This is a genomic window from Bordetella genomosp. 9 (assembly GCF_002261425.1).
GTDB lineage: Bacteria > Pseudomonadota > Gammaproteobacteria > Burkholderiales > Burkholderiaceae_B > Bordetella_C.
In genome coordinates, this window is sequence record NZ_NEVJ01000002.1 from 369,071 (window position 1) to 395,727 (window position 26,657).

Below are 26,657 nucleotides of genomic sequence, written 5' to 3' on the forward strand. Positions count from 1 at the left end.
GTGCCGGCGGTGAATGCCGATCGATCAGTGGAAGCGGGCCGGCGCGGATTCGGCGTCTTCCGGCAGCTCGGCATGGACCATTTCGCCCAAGGGGTTGGGGAAATAGGGCGTGCCGCAGTCCTCGCAATATTCGGCGGGCAGGACGCCGGGAATGCGGCGCACCTCGTTCACGCCGAGTTCCTTGAGCAGGGCGGCGATTTCCTCCACGGGATCGGCGCGGTCGTCCTCGCCGCCGGCTTCGTCCTCGCGGCCATAGAGCGGCCAGACACACCCGTAGATGACGTCATTGCTGCTGCGTGCCGTGAAGCCGACCCGGTATTCGTCGATGCGGCCTTCGCCGCATCCCGCCACCACCGCGCGCAGCTTGGCCGGTTCAAGGTTGACCGAGCCTTCCAGCCAGGTCACGGCCGCGCGCAAGGCCAGCGGGCGCACCCGGCGGTCGGCTTCGCGGTTGCTGACGTAGTAGGCATCCGGCAGCAGGCATTCGAAGCTGCAGCCCGGCAGCAGCGAGGCCAGCGTGGGCTGCGCCTGCTCCACCCATTGGGCCAGGCAGGCTTCGCGCGTGGCGCCGGCATCGCCGGGGCTTTCCTGCCAGCGGAAGATGGCCGCGCCGCGCGGCACCGCGACGGCGCCCACCAGATAGCGCGTATCGGCCAGCATATTGGCCGTTTCCGATTCTTCGGCGATGGCCGGTTTCATGGTTTCGGCGCCCAGCGCCTGCGAACCCAGGCGCTGCAGCCAGTGCCAGGTTTCCGAGAACGTGCGCGGCATCTGGTCGATGCTGACCAGATGGGGCATCAGCGCCAGGCGGGCGCCCTGCGCCAGCACGTGGCCGTGCAACTGCGCCGTCAGCGCCTGCAAGGCGCTGGGCGTCACGGGCCCGGTGGGGATGGTGTAACGCGTCCAGGCCACCATGGGGGCCACGATCAGCAGCACGTCGTAGCTGACGCCGTTCTTTTCGATGACGGTGGATTCGGTGAAGGTCTCCGCCTGTTCGATCAGGACCTCGTAGGCGCCCGGCTGCGTCTGGGACAGATGGTCCAGCGCGGATTCCAGCGGGGCGTCGTTGCCGGTGCGCAGCAGCTTGGGGATCGACGCGCGCAACTGCTCTTCCCAGAAGATGTCTTCCACGCGGCTGCCCGAACTGTTCAACGCCAGCGCCAGCGTGGCAAGCCGGGAGGCGTCGCGGGTCAGGCGTGAGGAGGTATGGCTGCGGGAGCGGGGCATGACGAAGGATGGGGCGGTAGGAGAACCATATAGTGTACTGCGCCAGGGGCCGTTCCCCCTCGACGTCCGGCCGCCGACGGGCGTATGCGCGGCGTGCTGTCAGTTCGCTGACAGGTTGTCGTACCTCATCCTGGGATGCTTAGCCGATTGACTGGCCCGTTGAACCTGGGCAGAATCGGATTCGCACTTATATGACGTCCTATAACATCCAAACAAACCAAGACCGAGGAGACGAAACCCATGCCCTTATCCCGCCGCTCGTTCATGGCCGCCGCCGGCGCGGCCGCCCTCTATGGCGCCTCGCCCATGGCGCGGGCGCAGCAGAACTGGCCCGAGCGCAACGTGCGCCTGCTGGTGCCGTATCCCGCCGGCGGTTCGTCGGACATCATCGCGCGGGCCATCAGCCAGCCGCTGTCGGAAAGCCTCAAGCAGACCGTCATCGTGGACAACCGGCCGGGCGCCAACGGCAACCTGGGCGCCGCCATCGTCGCCCAATCCGGGGAAGACCGGCACACGCTGCTGCTGTGCGACGTGGGCGCGCTGATGATCAGCCCGTCCGTCTACACCAAGCTGAACTTCGACCCCAACAAGGACCTGCGCGGGGTCAGCATGCTGGCCTATTCGCCGCACATCCTGGCGGTGCATCCGTCGGTGCCGGTGAGTACGCTGGCCGAACTGGTGGCGCTGTCCAAGCGGGAACGGCTGAATTTCGCGGTGACGGCCATGGGCAGCGCGCCGCACGTCGCCGGCGTGGCGGTGGAGCAGGCTACCCAGGCGCAATGGCAGTACGTGCCTTACAAGGGCGGATCGCAGGCCATCACCGACACCATCGGCGGCCAGACGCAGATCATCATGAACGGCATGCTGGCCACGCTGCCGCATATCCAGAGCGGCAAGCTGAAGGCCATCGCGGTGTCCAGCCGCAATCGCATGCCGCAGGTGCCCAATGTGCCGACCATCGCGGAATCGGGCGTCGCGGGCTTCGAGTCCGGAACATGGCAGGGGCTGATGGCGCCGGCGTCCATGCCGCCGGAGATCGCGGCGCGCCTCAGCAAGGAGCTGGCGCGCATCATGAACATTCCCGACCTGAAGGCCAAGCTGGCGGAGCAGGGCGCGGACGTCGTGACCATGACGCCCGCCGAGATGGACAAGTGGCTGGTGGCCGAGCGCCAGCGCTGGGCCGCGGTGGTGCAGAAGGCGGACATCCGGCTGGATTGACCGCCTCGCGGTGAGCGCCTCGCCGATCAGGCGGCGAGCAGCTGGCGCAGCACGAAGGGCAGGATGCCGCCGTGCTGGTAGTAGTCCACCTCGATCGGCGTGTCGATGCGCAGCAGCACCCGCACCTGCTGCGACGAACCGTCCTTGCGATGGATCGTCAGCGTCACGTCCTGCTGCGGCTTGATGCCGTTTTCCAGGCCCGAGACGTCGAAGGTTTCCTCGCCGGTGATGTTCAGCGTCTGCACGCTGTCGTCACCCTTGAACTGCAGCGGCAGCACGCCCATGCCCACCAGGTTGCTGCGGTGGATGCGCTCGAAGCTGCGCGCCACCACGGCCTTGACGCCCAGCAGCTGCGTGCCCTTGGCTGCCCAGTCGCGCGACGAACCGGTGCCGTATTCCTCGCCGCCGAACACCACCGTCGGCACGCCGGCGTCGATGTATTTCATCGCCGCGTCGTAGATGGGCATCTGCTCGCCGGACGGCTGGTACAGCGTTTCGCCGCCTTCGAAGCGGCTGCCGTCCTCGCGCGGCGGAATCATCAGGTTCTTGATCCGCACGTTCGCAAAGGTGCCGCGCATCATGATTTCATGATTGCCGCGGCGCGAGCCGTAGCTGTTGAAGTCGGCCTTCATGACGCCGTGCTCCTTCAGCCACTTGCCCGCGGGCGACGATTCCTTGATCGAGCCGGCCGGCGAAATATGGTCGGTGGTCACCGAGTCGCCGAAGATCCCCAGCGCCCGGGCGCCACGGACCGTGGGCATGGCCGTCGGCTCCATGCCGAAATCCTTGAAGAAAGGCGGCTCGGCGATGTACGTCGACGTCGGCCAGTTGTAGACCTCGCCCGTCACGCCCTTGATGTGCTCCCACAACTTGCCGGGATTGGTGCGGACGTCGCTGTAGTTCTCGCGGTAGACGTCGGAATCCAGGGCGAACTTCAGCAGGTCCTGCACTTCCTCCGTGGACGGCCAGATGTCGCCGAGCCAGACGTCGCCCTTCTTGCCCTTGCCGACCGGTTCGGTCATCAGGTCGCGCAGCATCGTGCCGGCCAGCGCGTACGCGACGACCAGCGGCGGCGACGCCAGGAAGTTCGCCTTGATGTTCGGGTGGATGCGCGCTTCGAAGTTGCGGTTGCCCGACAGCACCGCGGCGCACACCAGGTCGTTGTCGTTGATGGCCTCGTTGAGATCCGCGGCCAGGTCGCCGGCGTTGCCGATGCAGGTGGTGCAGCCGTAGGCGGCCACGTCGAAGCCCAGTTTTTCCAGATAGGGCAGCAGTCCCGTCTTGGTCAGGTATTCAGTGACGACGCGCGATCCCGGCGCCAGCGAGGTCTTGATCTTGGGCGAGACCTTCAGCCCGGCTTCGACGGCCTTCTTGGCCAGCAGGCCGGCCGCCAGCATGACGCTGGGATTGGACGTGTTGGTGCAGGACGTGATGGCCGCGATCAGGATGTCGCCATTCTTGACCTTGGTGCCGGCGCTGGTGGTGAACTGCTGCTGCAGTTTTTCGGCGGGCTGGTTGAAGCCATTTTCGGCGACCGGGGCGGAGAACAGCGTGGTGAAGGTGTTCTTCACGTTGCCGATCTCGATGCGGTCCTGCGGGCGCTTGGGGCCGGCCAGCGAAGGCGCCACCGTGCCCAGGTCCAGGGTCAGCAGCTTGGTGAACTGGATGTCCTTGGCCTTGGGCACGCCGAACATCTTCTGCGCCTTGAAATAGCCTTCGAAGGCGGCGATTTCCTGTTCGGTGCGGCCGGTGCCCTTGAAGTAATCGATCGTGCGCTCGTCCACCGGGAAGAAGCCCATGGTGGCGCCGTATTCCGGCGCCATGTTGCCGATGGTGGCGCGGTCGGTCACGGACAGGCTGGCGGTGCCTTCGCCGCAGAACTCGACGAACTTGCCCACCACCTTTTCACGGCGCAGCATTTCGGTGATGGTCAGCACCAGGTCGGTGGCGGTGACGCCGCCGCGCAGCTGGCCCTTCAGTTCGACGCCGACCACGTCGGGCGTCAGGAAGTACACCGGCTGGCCCAGCATGCCGGCTTCCGCCTCGATGCCGCCCACGCCCCAGCCGACCACGCCGATCCCATTGATCATGGTGGTGTGGCTGTCGGTGCCCACCAGGGAATCGGGGTAGTAGACGTTATTGGCCTTGTCCAGGTGGACGCCGCGGGCCAGGTATTCCAGATTGACCTGGTGCACGATGCCGAAGCCCGGCGGCACGACGCGGAAAGTGTCGAAGGCTTCCATGCCCCACTTCATGAACTGGTAGCGCTCCTGGTTGCGCTTGAATTCGAGCTTCATGTTCAGGTCCAGGGCCTGCTTGGTGCCGAAGTAATCGATCATCACGGAGTGATCGACCACCAGGTCCACCGGCACCAGCGGCTCGATGCGCTTGGGATCCGCGCCCATGGCCTGCGCCACCGAGCGCATGGCGCCGATGTCGGCCAGCAGCGGCACGCCGGTGAAGTCCTGCAGCACCACGCGCGCCACCACGAAGGGGATTTCCTCTTCGCGCCTGGCGTTGGGCTGCCAGCCGGCCAACTGCTTGATGTGCTCTTCGGTCACCTTCTGGCCGTCACAATTGCGCAGGACCGATTCCAGCACGACGCGCAGCGACACGGGCAATCGTTGCACGTCCACGCCCAGCGCCTTGCCCAGCGCCGGCAGCGAGTAGTACTGACAGGTCTGGTTGCCGATCTTGAATGTCTTCAGTGTGTCGAACGCGTTGTGCGGCATGATGAACTCCAATGTTGGTGACCGCGAAAAGCAGCCATTTTCATGCGATTTCCCGTGCTTGTCATGTGCGCCGCAAGCCGGGGAGTGTTCCTGGTCTTATATCTTATGTCTTATATAAGACATTGCCAACCTGAAAAAGTTCGCGCCGCTTTGCAAGAGGCGTGCCGCGTTCTGTTCCAGACCGCCCGATAGCATAGCCAAAACCGATGGCAAAACACATGGCAAAGCGCGAAATAAGGCCGGGCGGTCATCTGTGCTGCTTCTTCGAGAAAATCCGTCGCCCCGCCAGCTTGCCGGCATTGCCTTTGGTTTGGTCGGCCTGGCACTCCTGTGCAACCCAGGGGAACGCCTTTGCCGAAAGGGTGAGTTCGATTCACGCGGGCGTGTAGATCGCGAGTTTCAGCGCAGGGTCGTCGTTCGCCTGAAACGTGGCGTAGTCGTAGCGTTGCGCGCCGCGTTCAGGATGGGTCAGCACCTTTTGTCCGGACGCGCCTCCGCGAACATCGTGCGCGTTCCACCATTTCGCGAACTCGGTACTGTGCGCGCGCAGTCGTTCGACCAATTCGACAAATGACGGATCGTCGGCATAAAGATCATGCGTTGCGCGAAACAACGCGATCATGCGACGCGCCTCGCTGGTCCAGGTCGCGCCGAAAAGCCGGCGCGCGTCCGGGTAAATAAACATGAACGCCAAGATGTTGCGATCCGCTTCGGCAAGACGGTCGAAGCCGAGCAGATCGGACGCTGCTGCATTCCAGGCCAACAGGTCCCAACGCACGCCCGTGACATAGGCGGGAAGCCCGATTGTCGCGATCAGATTCGCAATGGGTCCCGGCACGCGCTCGCGCGTGAACGGCTGCCGGCCGCCGTTGCGTGCCAGTGCGCGCAGATGCGCTGTTTCGACTTTGCCGAGGCGTAGCGCGCGAGCCAGCGCCTGGAGCGTGGTATCGGAAGGACTCACCGTGCGGCCCTGCTCGAGTCGAACATACCAGTCCACGCCGATGCCCGCGAGTTCGGCGACTTCCTCGCGGCGCAAACCGGGCGTGCGACGCCGCCGACCGTTGTCGAGTCCCACCGACTCGGGACTTAGCTTCTCGCGCCGTGAGCGCAGAAAATCGCCAAATTCCCTCCGGCTCGCTGTCGTCATGACCGTCATTCTCCAAGAAGCAGGTACTCATGAATCCCAGGATAGTACTAGGCCTTGTTATCGATTCTACGCCTGCCAGAATGGGCCTGTCCGACCACCATTCATGGGAAACGCAAAATGAAAGCAGCGATTTTGAAGACACTCGGCCAGCCGCTGGCGATTGAAGATGTAGCAGATCCTTCCTTGGGCACCGGCGAGGTGATCGTCGACGTCGTCGCCGCGCCGGTACTGTCGTATGCGCGAGAAGTGTTCAGCGGCGAACGCCGCTACGCGATCGAATTGCCGATCGTCCCCGGCTGCGGGGCAATCGGGCGCGTCCGTGCGTTCGGCCCCGACGCCACCCATCTCAAGGCAGGCGATTGGGTTTTCTGCGATCCAACCGTTCGTTCACGCGACGACGCGCTCACACCCGACATCACATTGCAGGGCTGGAGCGCACGCGGCGACGGCGGCCTGCGACTCGCGCGCCATTTCCACCACGGCCCATACGCCGAACAGATGCGCGTGCCAACCGAGAACGCCATACGCATCGGCGAAATCGATCCCGCCGACGCCGCGAAATGGTGCGCGCTCAATACAATGCTGGTTCCGTACGGCGGGCTGCTTGCGTCGGACCTGAAGGCTGGCGAGACATTGCTTGTGAGTGGAGCAACCGGCAACTTCGGTAGCGCGTGCGTAGCGGTCGCGCTCGCAATGGGTGTGCGCCGGGTGGTCGCGCCGGGCCGCAATGAACGCGCGCTCGCGGATCTGCAAAGGCGCTTCGGCGAACGTATCCGTACAGTGACGCTGACTGGCAACGAGGACGACGATCGGGAACGGTTGCGTGCGGCTGCCGGAGCCCCGGTCGACTGTGTAATGGACCTGCTGCCGCCATCTGCGACCACGAGGACAGTGCGCGCGGCAGTGATGGCCGTGCGGCCCTACGGACGTGTTGTGTTGATGGGCGGTGTCGGCATGCTTGGCGGCGATGGTCTCGATTTGCCTTATCCGTGGATCATGCGCAACGACATCACCGTGCGGGGAAAATGGATGTATCCGCCGGAAGCGGTCACGCTGATGACCGGCCTGATTCGTGGCGGTCTGCTCGATCTCGGCCACTTCGACGTGACGTCCTTCAAACTCGACGATGTGAACGAAGCCATCGGTCATGCGGCGGAGAATGGCGGCCCGTTCAGGATGACGGTCGTCCATCCATAAACCCCGCTGATCCAGCGCTTCGTGGAGTCGGGTTGGCGAGATCGCCTCAGGCAGCCTTGCGCCGCCTGAGCAGGGCCTGGAATTCGCCGACGATGCCACGGCGGAAGGCCATGACGCAGATCACGAAGATCAGCCCGATCACGATGGTGACCGACTCGCCCAGTTGGCGGAACCAGTCGATGCCCGTCATCGCGGTCAGCGCCTGGCCGAAATCGCCCACCTTGTTTTCCAGCAGCACCACGATGAAGGCGCCCAGCACCGGGCCCAGGAAGGTGCCCATGCCGCCGATCAGGGTCATCAGGATCACCAGGCCGGACATCTGCCAGGTCGCGTCCGACAGCGTGGCCGACACGAAGACCAGCGTCTTGGCCGATCCGGCCAGCCCGGCGATGGCGGCCGACAGGACGAAGGCCAGCAGCTTGAAGCGCTCGACGTCGTAGCCCAGCGACACCGCCCGCGGCTCGTTCTCGCGCAGCGCCTTCAGCACCTGGCCGAAGGGCGAATTGACCGCCCTCCAGATGATGGCGAAACCGATGATGAACAGCGCCAGCACCAGGTAGTACAGCGTCAGGTCGCTGCTCAGGTCGATCAGGCCGAACAGGCGGCCGCGCGGGACCTGCTGCAGGCCGTCCTCGCCGCCGGTGAAGCGCGCCTGCAGGAAGAAGAAGTACACCATCTGCGCCATCGCCAGCGTGATCATGGCGAAATAGATGCCGCTGCGGCGGATGGCCAGGCCGCCGACCGCCAGCCCGAGCAGGGCGGCCACCGCGACGCCGAACAGGATGCCCAGTTCGGGCGTCAGGCCCCAGGCCTTGAGGGCATACCCGGTGGCGTAGGCCGCGCTGCCCAGGAAGGCCGCGTGGCCGAAGGACAGCAGGCCGGTGAAGCCGAGCAGCAGGTTGAAGGCGCAGGCGAACAGGGCGTAGCACATCACCTTCATGGCGAAGATGGGGTACACGCCCAGGAAAGGCAGCAGCGCCGCGGCGACGGCCAGGACCACGTAGCCGGCAATGTGTCGATTCATTTTTCCTTCCCGAACAGGCCCGCGGGGCGCAGCAGCAGCACGATCGCCATGATGACGAACACCACGGTATTGGACGCCTCGGGCCAGAACACCTTGGTCAGCCCCTCGATCACGCCCAGGCCCAGGCCGGTGACGATGGCGCCCATGATGGAGCCCATGCCGCCGATCACCACGACGGCGAACACCACGATGATCAGGTTGGACCCCATCAGCGGCGACACCTGCAGCACCGGCGCCGCCAGCACGCCGGCAAAGGCAGCCAGCGCCACGCCGAAACCGTAGGTCAGCATGATCATGCGCGGCACGTTCACGCCGAAGGCTTCGACCAGCTTGGGGTTTTCGGTGGCCGCGCGCAGCAGCGCGCCCAGCGGCGTGCGCTCGATGACGAACCAGGTGCCGAAGCACACCACCAGCGACGCCACCACCACCCAGCCACGGTAGTTGGGCAGGATCATGAAGCCCAGGTTCGTGGCGCCGCGCAGCACGTCGGGCGTGGGAAAGGGTTGGCCGGATACGCCGTAGAAGCTGCGGAACAGGCCTTCGATCAACAGCGTGAGTCCGAAGGTCAGCAACAGGCCGTAGAGGTGGTCCAGCCGGTACAGGTGGCGCAACAGCAGCCGTTCGATGACGATGCCGAAGGCGCCCACCACCAGGGGCGCGAGCACCAGCATGAGCCAGTAGTTCAGGCCCAGGTACTGCAGGCCCATCCAGGCCACGAACGCGCCCATCATGTACAGGGCACCGTGGGCGAAATTGATGACGTTGAGCAGGCCGAATATGACCGCCAGGCCGAGCGACAGCATGGCGTAGAAGGAACCGTTCACCAGGCCCAGCAGCAATTGCCCGAACAGGGCCTGCATGGGGATGCCGAAGAAAGTCATGTTTGTCTGGAAGTCCTGCGCCGGTTAAGCAAGGGCGATCGAAGACAGGCAGGCGGGCGGCGCCGCCGGCCGGGCCGGCGGACGCCGCGACGGATTGCCGCGCCGATTATTTCTTGACCAGCTTGCAGGTCGATTCGGACAGCTTGGTGTACACCTGGTCCCCGGGCAGGGTGGCGACGACCTTGTAGTAGTCCCAGCGGCCCTTGGATTCCTTGGGCGTCTTCACCTGCATCAGGTACATGTCGTGGACCATGCGGCCGTCTTCGCGCACGTAGCCGCCCTGGGTGAACATATCGTTGATCTTGTTCGACTTCATCCACTTCATGACGGTGTCGGCGTCATCCGTGCCGGTCGCCTTGACGGCGTTCAGGTAGAAGGACACCGAGGAGTAGTCGCCGGCCTGCAGCATCGAGGGCTTGCGGCCCACCTTGGCCTCGAACTTCTTGGCCCAGGCGCGCGAGGCGTCGTTCTGGTCCCAGTACCAGCCGTCGGTCAGGTACATGTTCTGCGTGGCCTGCAGGCCCAGCGAGTCGATGTCGTTGATGAAGACCAGCAGCCCGGCCAGCTTCATGGTCTGCGTCACGCCGAACTCGTTCGCCGCCTTGACCGAATTGATCGTGTCGCCGCCGGCATTGGCCAGGCCCAGGATCTGCGCCTTGGACGCCTGCGCCTGCAGCAGGAAGGACGAAAAGTCGGAGGCGCCGAGCGGCGCGCGCACCTGGCCCTTCACCTCGCCGCCGGCGGCCTTCACCACGTTGGCCGTATCGCGCTCCAGCGCATGGCCGAATGCGTAGTCGGCGGTCAGGAAGAACCAGCTCTTGCCGCCGTCCTTCACCACGGCCGACCCGGTGCCGCGCGCCAGCGCGACGGTATCGTAGGCGTAGTGGACGGTGTAGGGCGAGCACTGGGCGTTGGTCAGGTCGGAAGCGCCCGCGCCGATGGCGATGAAGGGCTTCTTCTTTTCGGCGGCGACCGCGGCCATGGCCAGGCTGGTGGCCGAATTGGTCCCGCCGATCAACACGTCGACCTTTTGCTGGTCGAACCATTCGCGGGCGCGCGACGACGCCACGTCGGCCTTGTTCTGGTGGTCGGCATAGACCATTTCGATCTTCTTGCCGTTGACCGAGCCGCCGGCATCCTCGATGGCCATGCGGATGGCTTCCACGCCAGCCTTGCCGTCGATGTCGGAATACACGCCCGACATATCGGTAATGAAGCCTATGCGTATGACATCGTCGGAGATGCCTTGCGCCTGGACTGCCGGCGCCGCGGCCAGGCCGAAACCGGCCAGCGCCAATGCGGCGGTTAGGGTGTGCAGCTTCATTTTGACTCCTCTCCCTCTTGTAGGGGGTTGCCGGTTTGCCGGCGGTTGGTACATTCAAACGCCCAACAGGTCGTTGAGCGCTTCCTGTTTTTCATGTAGCTGTGATGCCTCGAAGTGTTCGACGATCTGGCCGTGCTCCATGACGTAGAACCGGTCGGCCAGCGGCGCCGCGAAGTGGAAGTTCTGCTCCACCATCACGATGGTGTACCCGCGCTGTTTCAGCGCCGTGATCATCCGGCCCAGCGCTTGCACGATAACCGGGGCCAGGCCTTCGGAGATCTCGTCCAGAAGCAGCAGGCTGGCGCCGGTACGCAGGATGCGCGCCACGGCCAGCATCTGCTGTTCGCCGCCCGACAGCCGGGTGCCGGGCGAATGCCGGCGCTCGTGCAGGTTGGGGAACATATCGTAGATTTCCGCCAGCGACATGCCGCCGCCCAGCGCGCCGCCCACGACCGGCGGCAGCAGCAGGTTTTCCTCGCACGACAGGCTGGCGAAGATGCCGCGCTCTTCCGGGCAATAGCCGACGCCCAGGTGCGCGATGCGAAAGGTCGGCATGCCGATGGATTCGGTGCCGTTGATGCGCACCGAGCCGCGCCGGCTGCCCGTCAGGCCCAGGATGGCGCGCAGCGTGGTGGTGCGGCCGGCGCCGTTGCGGCCCAGCAGGGTGACGACCTCGCCCTGGCCGACGCTCATGTTCACGCCATGCAGGATGTGCGATTCGCCGTACCAGGCGTGCAGGTCGGAGATTTCCAGTGCAGGCGCTGTCATGCATGCGCTCCTTGCAGTTCGCCCGCGGTGGTGCCCATATAGGCCTGCATCACGTCCGGATTGCGCGAGACTTCGGCATAGCTGCCTTCGGCCAGCACGGCGCCGCGCGCCAGGACGGTGATGCGATCGGCGATGGACGACACCACGTTCATGTTGTGTTCCACCATCAGGATGGTGCGGCCCGCGCCGACGCGCTTGATCAGCTTCGTCACGCGGTCCACGTCTTCGTGTCCCATACCCTGGGTTGGCTCGTCCAGCAGCATCAGCTCGGGCTCCATCGCCAGCGTCGTGGCGATCTCCAGCGCGCGCTTGCGGCCGTAGGGCAGGTTCACCGTCATCTCGTCGGCGAAGCCGCCCAGGTCGACTTCATCCAGCAGCTTGCGCGCGGTCGCGTTCAGCGTGTCCAGCTGTTTCTCGCTGCGCCAGAAGTGATAGGAAAGCCCGGTCTTGCGTTGCAGCCCGATGCGGACGTTCTCCAGCACCGTCAGGTGCGGAAACACCGCCGAGATCTGGAAGGAGCGGATGATGCCGCGGCGGGCGATCTGCGCCGGCCGTTCACCGGTGATGTCGCTGCCGTTGAACACGATACGGCCGGCGCTGGGCGCCAGGAATTTGGTCAGCAGGTTGAAGCAGGTCGTCTTGCCCGCTCCGTTCGGGCCTATCAGGGCGTGGATGTGTCCGCGCCGGACGCGCAGGTCGACGCCTTTCACCGCGACGAAGCCGCGGAATTCCTTGGTCAGCCCCTGGGTCTCCAGAATGGTGTCTTCCATACTCCACCATCGTTCATTGTGCGTAATTGTTGCGGCGAGTATGCGGACGGCAGGGGCAAAATACTATGCGGGTTTTACATAGGTTTTTCCTAAGGAATTTCGCGGCTTGACAGCCGTGTGACAACCGCGGCGATCAGGCGGGCTTCTGCGGCGTTTTATGCCGGTATTCGCACAGGTCGGCGATCCCGCATTGCGGGCATTTCGGCGTACGGGCGACGCAGACGTAGCGGCCGTGCAGGATCAGCCAGTGATGGGCATCCTGCAGATATTCCTTGGGCACCAGGCGGACCAGCTTCAGCTCGACTTCCAGCACGTTCTTGCCGGGCGCCAGGCCGGTGCGGTTGGCGACCCGGAAGATGTGCGTGTCGACGGCCATGGTGGCCTGCCCGAAGGCCGTATTCAGCACGACGTTGGCGGTCTTGCGGCCGACGCCCGGCAGCGCTTCCAGGGCCTCCCGATCCCGCGGCACTTCGCCGCCATGCTGTTCCAGGATGATCCTGGCCGTGGCGATGGCGTTCCTGGCCTTGGTGCGGTACAGGCCGATGGTCTTGATGTATTCGGTCAGCCCGGCTTCGCCCAGCTCCAGCAGGCCTTGCGGCGTGCCGTAGTGGGGAAAGAACTTGCGCGTGGCGATGTTGACCGATTTGTCGGTGGCCTGCGCGGACAGCAGCACGGCGATCAGCAACTGGAACGGCGTGGTGTATTCGAGTTCGGTGGTGGGGGTAGGGTTGGCGGCTTGCAGGCGGGCGAAGATTTCGCGGCGTTTGGCGGCATTCATCGGCGTGCTGTGGGTCTATCGCGTGCGGCGCGCGCGGGCGCGGGCCAGGGCGTTTTCGATGGCGGCGCGGCGGCGGGCCGCCGCGTCATCCGCCTCAGGTTCGGTCGGCGCGGCGGCGGCCGGCGCGGGGCTGGCGTCGACGTCCAGCAGCCGCCGCGCGCGGCGGTCGTGGCGTTCGCGCGCATGCACGGCATCGTCCGCGCTCCAGGCGCGGCCCGCCGGCACCATGGCGATGCAGTCGACCGGACAGGGCGCGACGCACAGGTCGCAGCCGGTGCACAATTCGTCCACCACGGTATGCATGCGCTTGGTCGCGCCGACGATGGCGTCGACCGGACAGGCGGCGATGCACAGCGTACAGCCGATGCAGTGCGTTTCGTCGATCACGGCCACCATCAGCGGGCCAGGTTGTCCGCGCGACAGGTCCAGCGGGGGCGCGGGACGGTCGAGCAGCGCGGCCAGGGCGCGCACGCCATCGTCGCCGCCCGGCGGGCAGCGATTGATGTCCGCCTGCCCGTCCGCGATGGCGGCCGCATACGGACGGCAGCCGTCATAGCCGCACTTGGTGCACTGGGTCTGGGGAAGCAGGCCGTCGATGCGGTCCGCAAGCGTCAAGGTGGACATAAAAAAACCGGGGCCTGAACGGCCCCGTCGTGATGATCCGCGGCGGCGCCGCCGGCTCAGGCGTAATGGCGTATGAAGTCGGCGATTTTAGGACAGATGATTTCCCGCCAGCGGCGCCCGGAGAATATCCCGTAGTGGCCGCAGTTCTGCGCGGTGTAATGCGTCTTGCGGTCAGCGGGAATGCCGCTGCACAGGTCCAGCGCCGCGCGGGTCTGGCCCAGCCCGGAAATATCGTCCAGTTCGCCTTCGACGGTCATCAGCGCGACGCGCTTGATGTCGGCCGGCTTGACCAGCTGGCCGTCGATCTTCCACTTGCCCTTGGGCAGCTGGTACTCCTGGAACACCATCTTGATGGTATCCAGGTAGAACTCGGCCGCCATGTCCAGCACCGCGTTGTACTCGTCGTAGAAGCGGCGGTGCGCTTCGGCATCGCTGTCGTCGCCGCGCACCAGGTCCTGGTAGAAATCGTAGTGCGATTTCAGGTGGCGGTCCGGGTTCATGGCGACGAAACCGGCATGCTGCAGGAAGCCCGGATAGACCAGGCGGCCGGCGCCCGGATAACGTCCCGGCACGCGGTGGATCAGCTGGTTCTCGAACCAGGAATACGGCTTTTCGGTCGCCAGGTTGTTGACCTCGGTCGGGCTCTTGCGCGGATCGATGGGGCCGCCCATCATGACCATGCTGCGCGGCTGGCAGGGATCGTTTTCGGACGCCATCAGCGAAATCGCGGCCAGCACCGGCACGGTCGGCTGGCACACGGAAATCACATGCGTGTCGGCGCCCAGGAAACGCAGGAAATCCTGCACGTAGCGGACATAATCGTTCAGGTGGAACGGACCTTCCGACAGCGGCACCATGCGCGCGTCGACCCAATCGGTCACATAGACGTCATGGCGCGGCAGCAGGGCGCGCACGGTGTCGCGCAGCAGCGTGGCGTGGTGACCAGACAAGGGGGCGACCAGCAATACCTGCGGGTCCTTGCGCTTGCTGACGCCTTGTCGTTCGAAATGCACCAGCCGGCAGAAGGGCTTGTCGACCGCGACTGTTTCAACCACCTTCACCTGCTTGCCATCGATCTCCGTGGTCGGCAGGCCCCAGGCCGGCTTTTCGTACTCCTTGCCGATGCGGTGCATCAGTTCGTAGCCGGCGGCCAGCTGGCGCGACATGGGCGTATAGGCCCAGGGGCTGTAGGGGTTGGAAAACAGCTGCGAGCCCACGTCGGTAAACGCGGCGAGTGGGGTCAGAAATGCGCGCTGCAATTCATGCAATTGATACAGCATCGAATCTTCCTTTCCAGGCTGCGGAGCGGTGCGCCCTGCATCACCTGAAGCTGTCTCTTGATACCGGTTTGGACCGGTCCGTGGCGACTTCGTGCGGGTTATTTTACGCACTGCAACAGAACTGACGGCGTGTAGGACGGAATCCGAGGGTATTTCGGTCCTATTTTTGTTGCCAAAAGGGGAAAGCAACCGGGATGCCCACCTTGCCGCCCCGTCCGGCGGCTCACCAGTAGTTTTCGACCGCCAGGTTGCCCGGGATGCCCCGCCGTCCGGGAGCAAAGCCCTTTTCCGACAATAGTTTACGAGCGTCCGCCAGCATGTCGGGATTGCCGCAAAGCATGACCTTGGCATGAGCCGGATCCAGCTTTTCGCCCACCAGCGTCTCCAGCCGGCCGTCCTGGATCAGGGTGGTCAAGCGTGCCTGCGGCACGCCGGGCAACGCTTCGCGGGTGGCGACGGGCAGATAGATCAGCTTGCGTGGGTCGGCGCGGTGGATATCGGCGAACTCGGGCAGGGTGGACCAGCCTTCGATTTCCTGGCGATAGGCCAGTTCTTCGGCCGTGCGCACGCCATGGACCAGGATGATGCGGCGAAAGGTCTTCCAGGTGGCGGGATCGCGCAGGATGGACAGGTAGGCGGACAGGCCGGTGCCGGTGGCCAGCAGCCACAGGTCGCTGTAGGCGCCGGGCTCGCTGGCGGCCGCCGCCGCGCCGGCAGCCGGAGCAAAGCGGTCTATCGTCAGGAAACCAAAGGGATTTTTCTCGACGTACAACGCGTCGCCCGGGCGCAGTGCGGCCATCCGAGGGCTGAACGGGCCTTCCGGCACCACGATGGAATAGAACTCGAGCTCGTTGTCCAAGGGACCGGAGACCATCGAGTAGGCACGCCACAGGGTCGGCTCGGCGCCGGGTTCGTCGCTTTCCGGCAAGCCGACCCGCGCGAACTGCCCGGCCTTGAAGACAAAGCCGGGATCACGGGTCACGCGCAGGGAAAACAACTTGCCGGGTACCCAGCTGCGTACCTCGGTGACGGTCTGGCGCGTGTACTTGCTATCGGTCATGGGCAATGGGGGCCCGATTACTTTTCCAGGTACTGCAGCTTGTCCGGCTTGCCGTTCCAGTCGTCCGCGTCGGGCATGGGTTCCTTGGCGCGGCTGATGCTCTTGAATTCGGGCGACAGCTCGGCGTTGATCTGGATGAACTTGAGCTGGTCCTGGGGCACGTCTTCTTCGGCATAGATGGCGTTGGCCGGGCATTCCGGAATACATACGGCGCAGTCGATGCACTCGTCCGGATCGATGACCAGGAAGTTCGGGCCTTCGCGGAAGCAATCAACGGGGCACACGTCGACGCAATCGGTGTACTTGCATTTAATACAGTTTTCGGTGACGACGTGAGTCATGCGGCAACTCCCGGTGGGCGCTTTTTATTCTGCTGAAAGAAAAGGATTTTACCCAATTGCGCGCCGCCGCTCCCGGTATACCCCTGAGCGGGGTAGTGTCCCTGGGCGGCCGCCCATGCCGGTTGGCGGATGCCCGACCGCAACTATGGTTGAATATGGGTTCGCAAGCGACCGATCCAACCATGATAATCACCTCGCTGTTAGATACCGACCTGTACAAGTTCAGCATGATGCAGGTGGTCCTGCACCATTTTCCGGCCGCGCAGGTGGAATACCGGTACAAGTGCCGCACGCCCGGGGTGAACCTGCGCCCGTACATGGACGAGATCCGCGCGGAAATCCACCACCTGTGCCAGCTGCGGTTCAGCGACGACGAGCTCGACTATCTGCGCGGGCTGCGTTTCATCAAAAGCGATTTTGTCGATTTCCTGGGGCTGTTCCATCTGCCCGAGCGCTGTATCGAGGTCGCCGAAGGCGAGCAGCCGGGTGAAATATCCATCGAGGTGAAAGGCCCGTGGCTGCACACGATATTGTTCGAAATCCCGGTGCTGGCCATCGTCAACGAAGTCTATTTCCGCAATACCCGCAAGCATCCCGACCTGGAAGAAGGCCGCTCCCGCCTGCAGTCCAAAATGGCCCTGGTGGTCAGCGCGCCCGACATGGCGGATTTCCGGGTGGCGGAATACGGCACCCGCCGCCGGTTTTCCAAGGTCTGGCACGATGAAGTCGTGGCCACCATGAAAGCCAGCATGGGCAGGATGTTCGCCGGCACCAGCAACGTCGCCCTGGCGCGCAAATACGACGTGCTGCCCCTGGGCACCATGGGGCACGAGTACCTGCAGGCCTGCCAGGCGCTGGGCCCGCGCCTGCGCGATTCGCAGGTATTCGCCCTGGAGGTCTGGGCCAAGGAATACCGCGGCGACCTGGGTATCGCGCTGTCGGACGTCTATGGCACCGACGCCTTCCTGCGCGACTTCGATATGTATTTCTGCAAGCTGTTCGACGGCGCCCGCCACGATTCGGGCGACCCCTTCGTCTGGGGCGAGCGCATGATCGAGCACTACAAGTTCAACCGCGTGGACCCGCGCACCAAGACGCTGGTGTTTTCCGACGCCTTGACCTTTCCACGCGCCATCGAGCTGGCGCGGCGTTTCGCCGGGCGCTGCCGTGTATCGTTCGGCATCGGCACCAACCTGACCAACGACCTGGGGCACCAGCCGCTGCAGATCGTCATGAAAATGGTCCGCTGCAACGGGCAACCCGTCGCCAAGGTCTCGGATTCGCCGGAAAAGACCATGTGCGACGATCCCGCCTACCTGGCCTATCTGCGGCAAGTGTTCCAGTTGCCGCCGATCCGGGAAGAAAGCGTGTCGAAGTAGGCCACGGCCGCCGCCGCACTGCCTATGGCGGGCGGCACAAAGGATTTTTCACATCGGGCCCGCGCGGCCCGGATTCAACCCAGGAGGAAACCGCATGAGTTCCATCAAGCGCTTCAACGTCGAAAAACGTCTTTCCGACATGGCGGTGTACAACGGCGTGGCCTATCTGGCCGGCCAGGTGCCCGACGACGCCACGCTGGACATCACCGGGCAGACCCAGCAGGTGCTGGCGACCATCGACAAGCTGCTGGCCGAGGCCGGCACCGACAAGACCAAGATCCTGATGGCGCAGATTTTCGTCGCCAACATGAAGGAATTCGACGGCATGAACAAGGCGTGGGACGCCTGGGTCGCGCCGGGCAACTCGCCCCCGCGCGCCACGGTGGAATCCCGCCTGGCCAACCCCGACTACAAGGTCGAGATCGTGGTGACCGCCGCCGTCGCCTGACGCCTGGGGTTTGGAGCCTGGCCAGATCCAGGCTCGGAGCCGGGATCGTTGCCAGGCCGGCCCGGCCGCTCGTCTACAGCCTTGGCCGGCTGTGCACCCCGCCGTGCGGCAGGCGCTGCAGGGGATCCTGCCGGTAGTAGGTGCGCAACAGCCCATACCATTCCGGCAGCGCCGCCGCCAGCGGCGCGGGATCGACGAAAAACGATTCCGAACTGACCGCGAAGAACTCTCCTTCGTCGGTCGCCGCATAGGGATCCATCGGCAATTGCCCGTACCAGGGGTCGGCTTCCGGCCCTTCGGGATCGACGTGCGGCGGAATGGCGGCCTCCACCGCCTCCAGCGCCTGCGAAAAGCGGTCCAGGCTGTCGTCGAGCACGCGCTGCCACAGCCGCGCGTTCAGTTCGGGGCGGCCGGCCAGGCTGGGCATGCCGTCGGCATCGCCGCCCATCAGGTCCAGCTTGTGGGCGAACTCATGGATGACGACGTTGAAGGCGCCTTCGGACAGGCGCGCATCTTCCCAGGACAGCACGACCGGTCCGCCATCCCAGGCCTCGCCGGCGGCATCCTCGGTGTATTCGTGCACGACGCCCAGGTCGTCTTCGCGCCGGCGCGGGATCGCGAAGCCGCCGGGGTAGACGATGATTTCTTCCCAGCCTTCATACAGCGCCGTGGGCAGCTTCAGGATGGGCAGGGCGGCCTGGACCGCGATGGACAGGCGCATGAAGTCCGTCAGCGCCAGGCCGCTCGCGCCGTTCATGGTCTTGCTGGCCAGCAGCCAGGCGGCGCGGGCGCGCAGTTCCTCGGCGTCGGCGGCTTCCAGCCCGGCCAGGAAGGGGTATGACTGCAGCACTTCGTCCCACAGCGCGGGTTCGATGCGGGCGCGCACATCGGCGACGCGGGCAGCGGGCGCGCCACGTCCAAGCAGCCATCGCAGCATAAGGGGCATCCTCCGTCTTCCAGGCCAGACAGGCGCTAGTGTAGAGTGTCGGGCTGAGTCCGTGCCGCCGTGGCCGCGGCCCTCCGTCACACCCATCTTCACGCTTTACTGTGCCTCGCGCCGATGCCCGAGCTTCCCGACCACGATATCTTGACGCCCTTCGACGACGCGTGGCTCGATAGCGCCGCCGCCGGCCTGGACGCGCAAGGGCGTGAACAGCTGCAAAAAGCCGCCGCCTGGGCATGGCCGCGCTTCAACGACGAACAGGCGCTGACCGGCGAGCCCCTGGCCGGCCACGCGGCCGGCGTCACGCGCATCCTGGCCGGCCTGCAGACCGACGGCGCGACCCGCGTGGCCGCCGTGCTGGCGGCCTTGCCCGCCGACCTGTCGGCGCCGGCCCCGCACGCGCGGCACGATCCCCTGGTCGCGGAATTCGGCCAGGAAATCGCCCGTCTGGTGCAGGGCGCGCGCGCCCTGCTGCGCCTGGGCGCCGTGGCGCGCCTGGCCAGCGACAGCGCCGCCGAAACCGGTACGCAAAAGGAAATGCAGCGCAAGATGCTGCTGGCCATGGCCGCCGACCTGCGTATCGTCCTCATGCGCCTGGCTTCGCGCCTGCAGAGCTTGCGCTGGCATGCCGCCACCAAGGTCGCCTGCCCGCCGGAGCTGGCGCGCGAAACGCTGGACCTGTACGCGCCGCTGGCCAACCGGCTGGGCATATGGCAGCTGAAGTGGGAGCTGGAAGACCTGTCCTTCCGCTTCCTGGACCCCGATCGCTACAAGGAGATCGCCCGGCTGCTCGAAGAAAAACGCGTGGAACGCGAAGCCTTCATCGCCGATGCCGTGGAACGCGTGCGCACCGCGCTGCGCAAGGCCGGCATCGAAGCCGAAGTCAGCGGGCGTCCCAAGCACATCTACAGCATCTGGAACAAGATGCGCATCAAGAAGCTGGACTTCACCCAGATGTTCGACCTGCGCGCCCTGCGGGTCATCGTCAAGGACGTGCGCGAGTGCTATACGGCGCTGGCCCTGGTCCACGAACTGTGGACGCCGCTGCTGGATGAGTTCGACGACTATATTTCGCGGCCCAAGCCCAATGGCTATCGCTCGCTGCACACGGTGCTGGTGGACAGGGACGGGCGGCCCTTCGAAGTGCAGATCCGCACGCAGGAAATGCATCAATTCGCGGAATACGGGATGGCGGCGCACTGGCGCTACAAGGAGGCCGGGCCCCGGGGCGGCCAGGTGGAAGCGTCCAGCGAATACGACCGCCAGTTGTCCTGGATGCGCCAGTTGCTGGCGTGGAATGCCGACCTGGACGCGGCGCCGCCGGCCGCGAGCGCGGCCGAAGCCGTGGCGGCCGGTGGCGAACACATCTACGTCCTGACGCCGCAGGCGCGCGTGATCGAACTGCCCGCCGGTTCCACGCCGGTGGACTTCGCCTACCACCTGCACACCGACCTGGGCCATCGCTGCCGCGGCGCCCGGGTCGACGGCCAGATGGTGCCGCTGCAGACGCGGCTGGCCACCGGCCAGACCGTGGAAATCATCGCGGCCAAGGCCGGCGGGCCGTCGCGCGACTGGCTGAATCCGCAGCTGGGCTTCCTGGCCAGCCCGCGAGCGCGCGCCAAGGTGCGCAACTGGTTCAACGCCATCGAGCTGCAGCAGCGCATCACCCAGGGGCAGGCCCTGGTGGAAAAAGAGCTGCAGCGCCTGGGCAAGACGGCGATCAACCTGGAGCAGCTGGCGCAGCAACTGGGTTTCGCGCGGGCGGACGACCTGTACGTCGCCGCGGCCAAGGATGAATTCAGCCTGCGCCAGATCGATTCGGTCTTCCAGCAACCGGCCGGGCCGGCCGACGATCCCGGCGTTGTCACCCATGCCAGCCGGGCCGAGAGCACCGAAAAAGGCGGCAAGAGCGGGGTCCTGGTCGTCGGCGTGGGATCGTTGATGACCCAGCTGGCGCGCTGCTGCCGGCCGGCGCCGCCGGATCCCATCGTCGGCTTCGTCACGCGCGGCCGCGGCGTTTCCATCCATCGGCTGGATTGCCACAGCTATGCCGCGCTGGCGGAACGCGAGCCGGAGCGCGTCATCGAAGTCGCCTGGGGCGAAACCGGCAATACCGTGTACCCGGTGGACATCAGCGTGCGCGCCCATGACCGCTCCGGCCTGCTGCGCGACCTGTCCGAAGTCTTCGCGCGCCTGCGCCTGAACGTCATCGGCGTCAATACGCAAAGCCGCAACTCCCTGGCGCACATGGTGTTCACGGTCGAGGTCCATGGCGGCGACGCCCTGGCCCGCGCGCTGGACGCCCTGCGCGAAGTGGCCGGGGTCACGGGCGCGACCCGCAAGTAGCCTTGGCGCGCCCGGAGCCGCGGAGACGCCACCCCGGCGCCACCCCGGCGCCGCCCGCCGGGGCCGCGGGCCGGGCCGCCATGGACGGCTGGATCGGCCCCGGCCTACACTGGCGGTTTACATGACAAGGCGCTAGGCATGGATACCCGTCGCTGGCTGGAAACGCTGGTGGGCTTCGACACCACCAGCCGCAACTCCAATCTCGCTCTCATCGAAACGGCTCGTGACTGGCTGAAAGAGCAGGGCGTGCAGGCCTGGCTGGCGCACAACGACGACCGCACCAAGGCCAATCTGTTCGCCACGCTGCCGGCGCGGGATGGCGGCGAACAGGGCGGCATCGTGCTGTCCGGCCATACCGACGTGGTGCCGGTGGACGGCCAGGACTGGACCGCCGATCCCTTCGTCTTGCGCGAACACGACGGCCGCCTGTACGGCCGTGGCGCCTGCGATATGAAGGGTTTCATCGCGACGACCCTGGCCATGGTGCCGGAATTCCTGTCCATGCCGCGCGCCAAGCCGCTGCACCTGGCGTTCTCCTTCGACGAGGAAGTCGGCTGCGCGGGCGCGCCCTACATGCTGGCGGACCTGCACGAACGCGGTATCCGTCCCGAGGGCTGCGTGGTCGGCGAACCGACCGGCATGCAGGTGGTGGTGGCCCACAAGGGCATCAATCTCTACCGCTGCCGCGTCCACGGCAAGGCCGCGCACTCGTCCCTGACGCCGCACGGCTGCAACGCCATCGAATACGCCGCGCGGCTGATCTGCCACATCCGCGACGTGGCCGATGCCTACAAGGCCAAGGGCCCGTACGACACTTTCTACGACGTGCCCTTCAGCACCTTGACGACCAACCTGATCCGCGGCGGCATCGCCGTGAACACCATCCCGTCCGAATGCGAATTCGCCTATGAATTCCGCAACCTGCCGGGCATGGCGCCGGACGATATCCAGCGCGAGGTCCAGCATTACGTGGACGAAGTGCTGCTGCCGCGCATGCGGCAGGAATTTCCCGAGGCCCGCATCGATATCGAGCGCGGCCCGGCCGCGCCCGGGCTGGAGGCCTCCGAGCAGGCGGCCATCACGCAGCTGGTGCGCGCCCTGACCCGCGACGGCGCCACCCGCAAGGTGGCCTACGGGACGGAAGCCGGCCTGTTCCAGGGCATGGGCATTCCCACCGTGGTCTGTGGCCCCGGCCACATCGAGCAGGCTCACAAGCCGGACGAATACGTGGCCATGGACCAGCTGGACGCCTGCGCGGCCTTCCTGCGGCGGGTCGGCCAGTCGGTCTAGCCGGGCGCCGCCCGGCGCCTCAGGTAAAATACCGGGTTGCTAAAAAAGTGGTGAAAGCGGTGGCGAAACCTTACGACTTTCCGGATGCCCAGGGCCATTTCGGTCCCTACGGCGGCGTATTCGTGGCGGAAACGCTCATGCACGCGCTCGACGAGCTGCGCGAAGCCTACGACAGGTATCGCGTGGATCCTCAATTCATCGAGGAATTCAACTACGAGCTCAAGCATTTCGTCGGCCGTCCCAGTCCCGTCTACCATGCCCGTCGCTGGTCGAGCGAGCTGGGCGGCGCGCAGATCTGGTTCAAGCGCGAAGACCTGAACCATACGGGCGCCCACAAGGTCAACAACTGCATCGGCCAGGCGCTGCTGGCGCGCCGCATGGGCAAGCCGCGCGTGATCGCCGAAACCGGCGCGGGGCAGCACGGCGTGGCCACCGCCACCGTGGCGGCCCGCTACGGCATGGAATGCATCGTCTACATGGGCAGCGAAGACATCCGCCGCCAGGCGTCGAACGTCTATCGCATGAAGCTGCTGGGCGCGAAAGTGGTGCCGGTCGAATCCGGCTCGCGCACGCTCAAGGACGCCCTGAACGAGGCCATGCGCGACTGGGTCACCAACATCGGCAACACCTTCTACATCATCGGCACCGTGGCCGGGCCCGACCCGTATCCGCGCATGGTGCGGGATTTCCAGACCGTCATCGGCAAGGAATGCCTGTGGCAGATGCCGGAAGAAGCCGGCCGCCAGCCCGACATCGTTGTCGCGGCAGTGGGCGGCGGTTCCAACGCCATGGGCATCTTCCACCCGTACATTCCTTATGAAGACGTCCAGCTGGTCGGCGTGGAAGCAGCGGGCGAAGGCGTCGAGACCGGCCGCCACGCGGCTTCCATCGCGTCCGGCCAGGTCGGCGTGCTGCACGGCAATCGCACTTATGTGATCCAGGACGCCAACGGCCAGGTGCAGGAAACGCACTCCGTGTCGGCCGGCCTGGACTACCCCGGGGTCGGCCCCGAACACGCCTGGCTGAAGGACAGCGGCCGGGCCTCCTACGTCGGCGTGACCGATGACGACGCGCTCAAGGCCTTCCACGACTGCTGCCGCATCGAAGGCATCATGCCGGCGCTGGAGTCCTCGCACGCCATCGCCCATGCCGTGCGCATCGCGCCGACCTTGCCCGCGGACACCCATATCCTGGTCTGCCTGTCCGGACGCGGCGACAAGGATATGCACACCGTGGCCGAGCGCGCCGGGCTGACGCTGTAATCGACAGTGGTAATGACAGCATGACCTCACAACAAGACCGTATCGCCGCCGCTTTTTCCCGCGCCCGCGGCGATAAGCGCGCCGCCCTGATTCCCTACGTCGCCGCCGGCGATCCGTCGCCCGCGTCGTGCGTCCCGCTGATGCATGCGCTGGTGCGGGCGGGCGCGGACGTCATCGAACTCGGTGTGCCGTTTTCGGACCCCATGGCCGACGGCCCCGTCATCCAGCGCGCCACCGAGCGCGCCATCGCCCAGGGCATGAGCCTGCACGGCGTGCTCGATGCCGTCCGGCAATTCCGTGCCGACGACGATCGCACGCCCGTGGTGCTGATGGGATACGCCAATCCGATCGAGCGCATGGGGCAGGCCGCCTTCGCCGACGCCGCGCATGCGGCCGGCGTGGACGGTGTGCTGGTGGTCGACTATCCGCCCGAAGAAGTGCAGGCATTCGCCGACCTGCTGGGCGAAAAAGGCATCGCGCCCATCTTCCTGCTGGCGCCCACTTCCACGGACGCGCGCATCCAGGCCGTCGGCAAGGTCGCGCGCGGCTATGTCTACTACGTGTCGCTGCGCGGCGTGACCGGCGCCGGCCACCTGGATACGGAAGACGTCGCCAAGCGGCTGGCCGATATCCGCCGCCACGTGCATATTCCCATCGGCGTCGGGTTCGGCATCCGCGACGCCGATAGCGCCCAGCGCGTCGCCAAGGTGGCGGACGCGGTGGTGATCGGCAGCAAGCTTATCGAGACCATGGAACAGGCAGTCGCCGGCGCGGCCGCCGACCGTCGCGACGAAGCCGCCATCACGGCCGCGCGCGACTGGCTGGGCGGCATTCGTTCGGCCCTGGACCAGGCCGGACGCGGGGCGGCCGCGGCTTGAAGCCCCGGCGCACGGCCGGCGCCGGCCGCCCTATTCCTTCATCAGGACAAGAAACCAAGAAATGAGCTGGATCGAAAAACTCCTGCCTCCGCGCATCAACAAGACCACCGAACCCAGCGCGCGCCGCGTGCCTGAAGGTTTGTGGGTCAAGTGTCCGGCCTGCGAATCGGTGCTTTACAACGAAGACCTGGCCGCCAACCTGCATGTCTGCCCCAAGTGCGACCATCACATGCGCATCGGGGCCCGCGCGCGCATCGACTCGCTGCTGGACCTGGAAGGCCGCGTCGAAATCGGACAGAGCATCCGGTCCGTCGATACGCTCAAGTTCAAGGACAGCCGCAAGTACCCCGAGCGCATCCAGGAAGCGGTCAAGCAGACCGGCGAAACCGATGCGCTGGTGGTCGTCAGCGGCTCCATCCGCAGCGTCCCGGCGGTGGTGGCCTGCTTCGAATTCGAATTCATGGGCGGATCCATGGGCTCCGTCGTCGGCGAACGGTTCGCCCGCGGCGCCCAGGCGGCGCTGGACCAGAAGACCGGCTTCGTCTGCGTGGCGGCTTCCGGCGGCGCGCGCATGCAGGAAAGTCTGCTGTCGCTGATGCAGATGGCCAAGACCAACGCCATGCTGACCCGCCTGGCGGCCGCCGGGCTGCCGTTCATCAGCGTGTTGACCGATCCCACGATGGGCGGTGTGTCGGCCAGCTTCGCCTTCATGGGCGACGTGGTCATCGCCGAACCCAAGGCGCTGATCGGCTTTGCCGGCCCGCGCGTGATCGAGCAGACCGTGCGCGAAAAACTGCCTGAAGGTTTCCAGCGCGCCGAATTCCTGCTGCAGAAGGGCGCCGTCGACATGGTCGTGGACCGTCGCCAGCTGCGCGAGGAAATCGCCCGCCTGCTGGCCTTGCTGACGCGGCAGTCGGCCGACGTCGTCGCGGCCTGAGTCTGCGCCGGCGCGCCCGCGCGCCGCGTTGCCGGGCATCCCGACGGGGGTGTCCGCCTCGTTCCAGGGATTGGTCGTCCTGGTGGAACACAGTTTCCCTCGCCACCGTGGCGTTTCGGCACACATCCGTTTGGTTGGCACACGGTTTTTCTGATAAGTTACAGCGTCTTTTTGTTTCTTCTCATCGCTGGAGTTGCTCCAATGAACCGTGGTCATAAAAACAAAATCATTGCCGGCGCGCTGACCGCACTGGCAGTGGCATGCGTGACGCTTCCGGCGCAGGCGCAACTGGCGCGCACTAATGGCGGCGTCAGTGTGCAGATGGGTATCGGTGAAAAATACAACCGTACCACCGTCAATTACGAAACCGCGCCGCTGTGGAATTACGATTTCGGCGGCGGCTGGGGCAAGCTCGATCTGACGGGCGAACTCGGCGTGTCCTACTGGTGGGCGCACCAAGGCGCGCATCCCAGCAGCGCCTGGCAGCTGAACGCCATCCCCATGTTCCGCTGGTGGCTGACCGATCGCTTCTTCTTCGAAGGCGGCGTGGGCCCGACGGTCTTCAACAAGACGCGCTTCGCGGACAAGACCATCAGCACGGCCTTCCAGTTCGGCGACCATATCGGTTTCGGCTATCAGCTGACCGAATCCAGCCGCCTGAGCCTGCGGTATTCGCACTTCTCGAACGCCAGCATCAAGACCCCCAACCCGGGTCTGGATGTGACGCAGCTGACCTACACCTATCTGTTCTGACAGGGCCGACGGCCCGGGCCCTGGCGGGACGCGTGGACGCGCTCCCGCAA

Annotated in this window: 24 protein-coding genes; 10 read left to right on the forward strand and 14 right to left on the reverse strand. The window is 65.7% G+C overall.

Translation table 11 applies throughout. The features are described 5' to 3' along the window. Positions 1-24: 24 nt before the first annotated feature. On the reverse strand, positions 25-1,227 hold the full coding sequence (locus CAL26_RS07665; RefSeq protein WP_094846330.1) for a DUF2863 family protein: 1,203 nt from the start codon (positions 1,225-1,227) through the stop codon (positions 25-27). 240 nt (positions 1,228-1,467) lie between these two features. Between CAL26_RS07665 and CAL26_RS07670 the strand changes: the two genes are divergently transcribed. Further along, complete coding sequence (locus CAL26_RS07670) at positions 1,468-2,445, forward strand: Bug family tripartite tricarboxylate transporter substrate binding protein (RefSeq protein ID WP_094846331.1); 978 nt, start codon at positions 1,468-1,470, stop codon at positions 2,443-2,445. A 26-nt stretch (positions 2,446-2,471) separates the two neighbouring features. On the opposite strand, the gene acnA is transcribed toward CAL26_RS07670, so the two are convergent. Next, positions 2,472-5,177: an aconitate hydratase AcnA gene (acnA, locus tag CAL26_RS07675; protein ID WP_094846977.1), complete on the reverse strand. Its 2,706-nt coding sequence runs from the start codon at positions 5,175-5,177 to the stop codon at positions 2,472-2,474. Positions 5,178-5,550: 373 nt separating this feature from the next. After that, entirely contained in the window at positions 5,551-6,324 is a 774-nt protein-coding gene (locus CAL26_RS07680) for a helix-turn-helix transcriptional regulator (protein WP_094846978.1), read from the reverse strand. Positions 6,325-6,441: 117 nt separating this feature from the next. Here CAL26_RS07680 and CAL26_RS07685 point away from each other — a divergent pair, with 117 nt between their 5' ends. After that, positions 6,442-7,521, forward strand: a complete 1,080-nt coding sequence (locus CAL26_RS07685; protein ID WP_094846332.1) for a zinc-binding dehydrogenase — start codon at positions 6,442-6,444, stop codon at positions 7,519-7,521. 46 nt (positions 7,522-7,567) lie between these two features. Here CAL26_RS07685 and CAL26_RS07690 read toward each other — a convergent pair whose 3' ends face one another. From CAL26_RS07690 to fdxA, 10 genes are all read right to left on the reverse strand, one after another. Beyond that, positions 7,568-8,545 (reverse strand): branched-chain amino acid ABC transporter permease, encoded by a 978-nt coding sequence (locus CAL26_RS07690; protein ID WP_094846333.1) that lies wholly within the window; start codon positions 8,543-8,545, stop codon positions 7,568-7,570. Further along, positions 8,542-9,426, reverse strand: a complete 885-nt coding sequence (locus tag CAL26_RS07695; RefSeq protein ID WP_086064041.1) for a branched-chain amino acid ABC transporter permease — start codon at positions 9,424-9,426, stop codon at positions 8,542-8,544. Before CAL26_RS07695 ends, CAL26_RS07690 begins: the two co-directional genes overlap by 4 nt. 106 nt (positions 9,427-9,532) lie before the next feature. Beyond that, complete coding sequence (locus CAL26_RS07700; RefSeq protein ID WP_094846334.1) at positions 9,533-10,750, reverse strand: ABC transporter substrate-binding protein; 1,218 nt, start codon at positions 10,748-10,750, stop codon at positions 9,533-9,535. A 54-nt stretch (positions 10,751-10,804) separates the two neighbouring features. Continuing rightward, positions 10,805-11,518 carry an ABC transporter ATP-binding protein gene (locus tag CAL26_RS07705; RefSeq protein ID WP_094846335.1) on the reverse strand — a complete coding sequence of 238 codons (714 nt, stop codon included), beginning with the start codon at positions 11,516-11,518 and terminating at the stop codon, positions 10,805-10,807. Continuing rightward, a complete protein-coding gene (locus CAL26_RS07710) occupies positions 11,515-12,288 on the reverse strand; it encodes an ABC transporter ATP-binding protein (RefSeq protein WP_086064044.1) in 774 nt (257 codons plus the stop codon). The genes CAL26_RS07705 and CAL26_RS07710 overlap by 4 nt, the downstream gene beginning before the upstream one ends. A gap of 133 nt (positions 12,289-12,421) precedes the next feature. Then, entirely contained in the window at positions 12,422-13,066 is a 645-nt protein-coding gene (gene nth, locus CAL26_RS07715; protein WP_094846336.1) for an endonuclease III, read from the reverse strand. A gap of 15 nt (positions 13,067-13,081) precedes the next feature. After that, positions 13,082-13,690: an electron transport complex subunit RsxB gene (gene rsxB / locus CAL26_RS07720; RefSeq protein WP_094846337.1), complete on the reverse strand. Its 609-nt coding sequence runs from the start codon at positions 13,688-13,690 to the stop codon at positions 13,082-13,084. A gap of 56 nt (positions 13,691-13,746) precedes the next feature. Next, positions 13,747-14,970, reverse strand: coding sequence for a polyhydroxyalkanoate depolymerase (locus CAL26_RS07725; protein WP_094846338.1), 1,224 nt, complete (start codon positions 14,968-14,970; stop codon positions 13,747-13,749). A 223-nt stretch (positions 14,971-15,193) separates the two neighbouring features. Beyond that, on the reverse strand, positions 15,194-16,030 hold the full coding sequence (locus CAL26_RS07730) for a ferredoxin--NADP reductase (protein WP_094846339.1): 837 nt from the start codon (positions 16,028-16,030) through the stop codon (positions 15,194-15,196). 17 nt (positions 16,031-16,047) lie between these two features. After that, complete coding sequence (fdxA, locus tag CAL26_RS07735) at positions 16,048-16,371, reverse strand: ferredoxin FdxA (RefSeq protein ID WP_086064049.1); 324 nt, start codon at positions 16,369-16,371, stop codon at positions 16,048-16,050. Between the two features lie 182 nt (positions 16,372-16,553). Here fdxA and pncB point away from each other — a divergent pair, with 182 nt between their 5' ends. Together pncB and CAL26_RS07745 are read left to right on the forward strand one after the other, a co-directional pair. Beyond that, positions 16,554-17,750, forward strand: coding sequence for a nicotinate phosphoribosyltransferase (pncB, locus tag CAL26_RS07740; RefSeq protein ID WP_094846340.1), 1,197 nt, complete (start codon positions 16,554-16,556; stop codon positions 17,748-17,750). A 94-nt stretch (positions 17,751-17,844) separates the two neighbouring features. Beyond that, positions 17,845-18,198: a RidA family protein gene (locus CAL26_RS07745; RefSeq protein WP_094846341.1), complete on the forward strand. Its 354-nt coding sequence runs from the start codon at positions 17,845-17,847 to the stop codon at positions 18,196-18,198. Positions 18,199-18,271: 73 nt separating this feature from the next. On the opposite strand, the gene CAL26_RS07750 is transcribed toward CAL26_RS07745, so the two are convergent. Continuing rightward, complete coding sequence (locus tag CAL26_RS07750) at positions 18,272-19,135, reverse strand: M90 family metallopeptidase (protein ID WP_094846342.1); 864 nt, start codon at positions 19,133-19,135, stop codon at positions 18,272-18,274. Positions 19,136-19,258: 123 nt separating this feature from the next. On the opposite strand from CAL26_RS07750, the gene CAL26_RS07755 reads away from it, so the two are divergent. From CAL26_RS07755 to CAL26_RS07780, 6 genes are all read left to right on the forward strand, one after another. After that, a complete protein-coding gene (locus CAL26_RS07755) occupies positions 19,259-21,487 on the forward strand; it encodes a RelA/SpoT family protein (protein WP_094846343.1) in 2,229 nt (742 codons plus the stop codon). 138 nt (positions 21,488-21,625) lie between these two features. Beyond that, positions 21,626-22,777, forward strand: a complete 1,152-nt coding sequence (gene argE, locus CAL26_RS07760; RefSeq protein WP_094846344.1) for an acetylornithine deacetylase — start codon at positions 21,626-21,628, stop codon at positions 22,775-22,777. 59 nt (positions 22,778-22,836) lie between these two features. Further along, complete coding sequence (gene trpB / locus CAL26_RS07765; protein ID WP_094846979.1) at positions 22,837-24,039, forward strand: tryptophan synthase subunit beta; 1,203 nt, start codon at positions 22,837-22,839, stop codon at positions 24,037-24,039. A gap of 20 nt (positions 24,040-24,059) precedes the next feature. Continuing rightward, a complete protein-coding gene (gene trpA / locus CAL26_RS07770) occupies positions 24,060-24,917 on the forward strand; it encodes a tryptophan synthase subunit alpha (protein ID WP_094846345.1) in 858 nt (285 codons plus the stop codon). A gap of 61 nt (positions 24,918-24,978) precedes the next feature. Next, complete coding sequence (gene accD, locus CAL26_RS07775) at positions 24,979-25,854, forward strand: acetyl-CoA carboxylase, carboxyltransferase subunit beta (protein WP_094846346.1); 876 nt, start codon at positions 24,979-24,981, stop codon at positions 25,852-25,854. A gap of 201 nt (positions 25,855-26,055) precedes the next feature. Next, positions 26,056-26,607 carry an acyloxyacyl hydrolase gene (locus CAL26_RS07780; protein ID WP_094846347.1) on the forward strand — a complete coding sequence of 184 codons (552 nt, stop codon included), beginning with the start codon at positions 26,056-26,058 and terminating at the stop codon, positions 26,605-26,607. Positions 26,608-26,657: the final 50 nt, after the last annotated feature.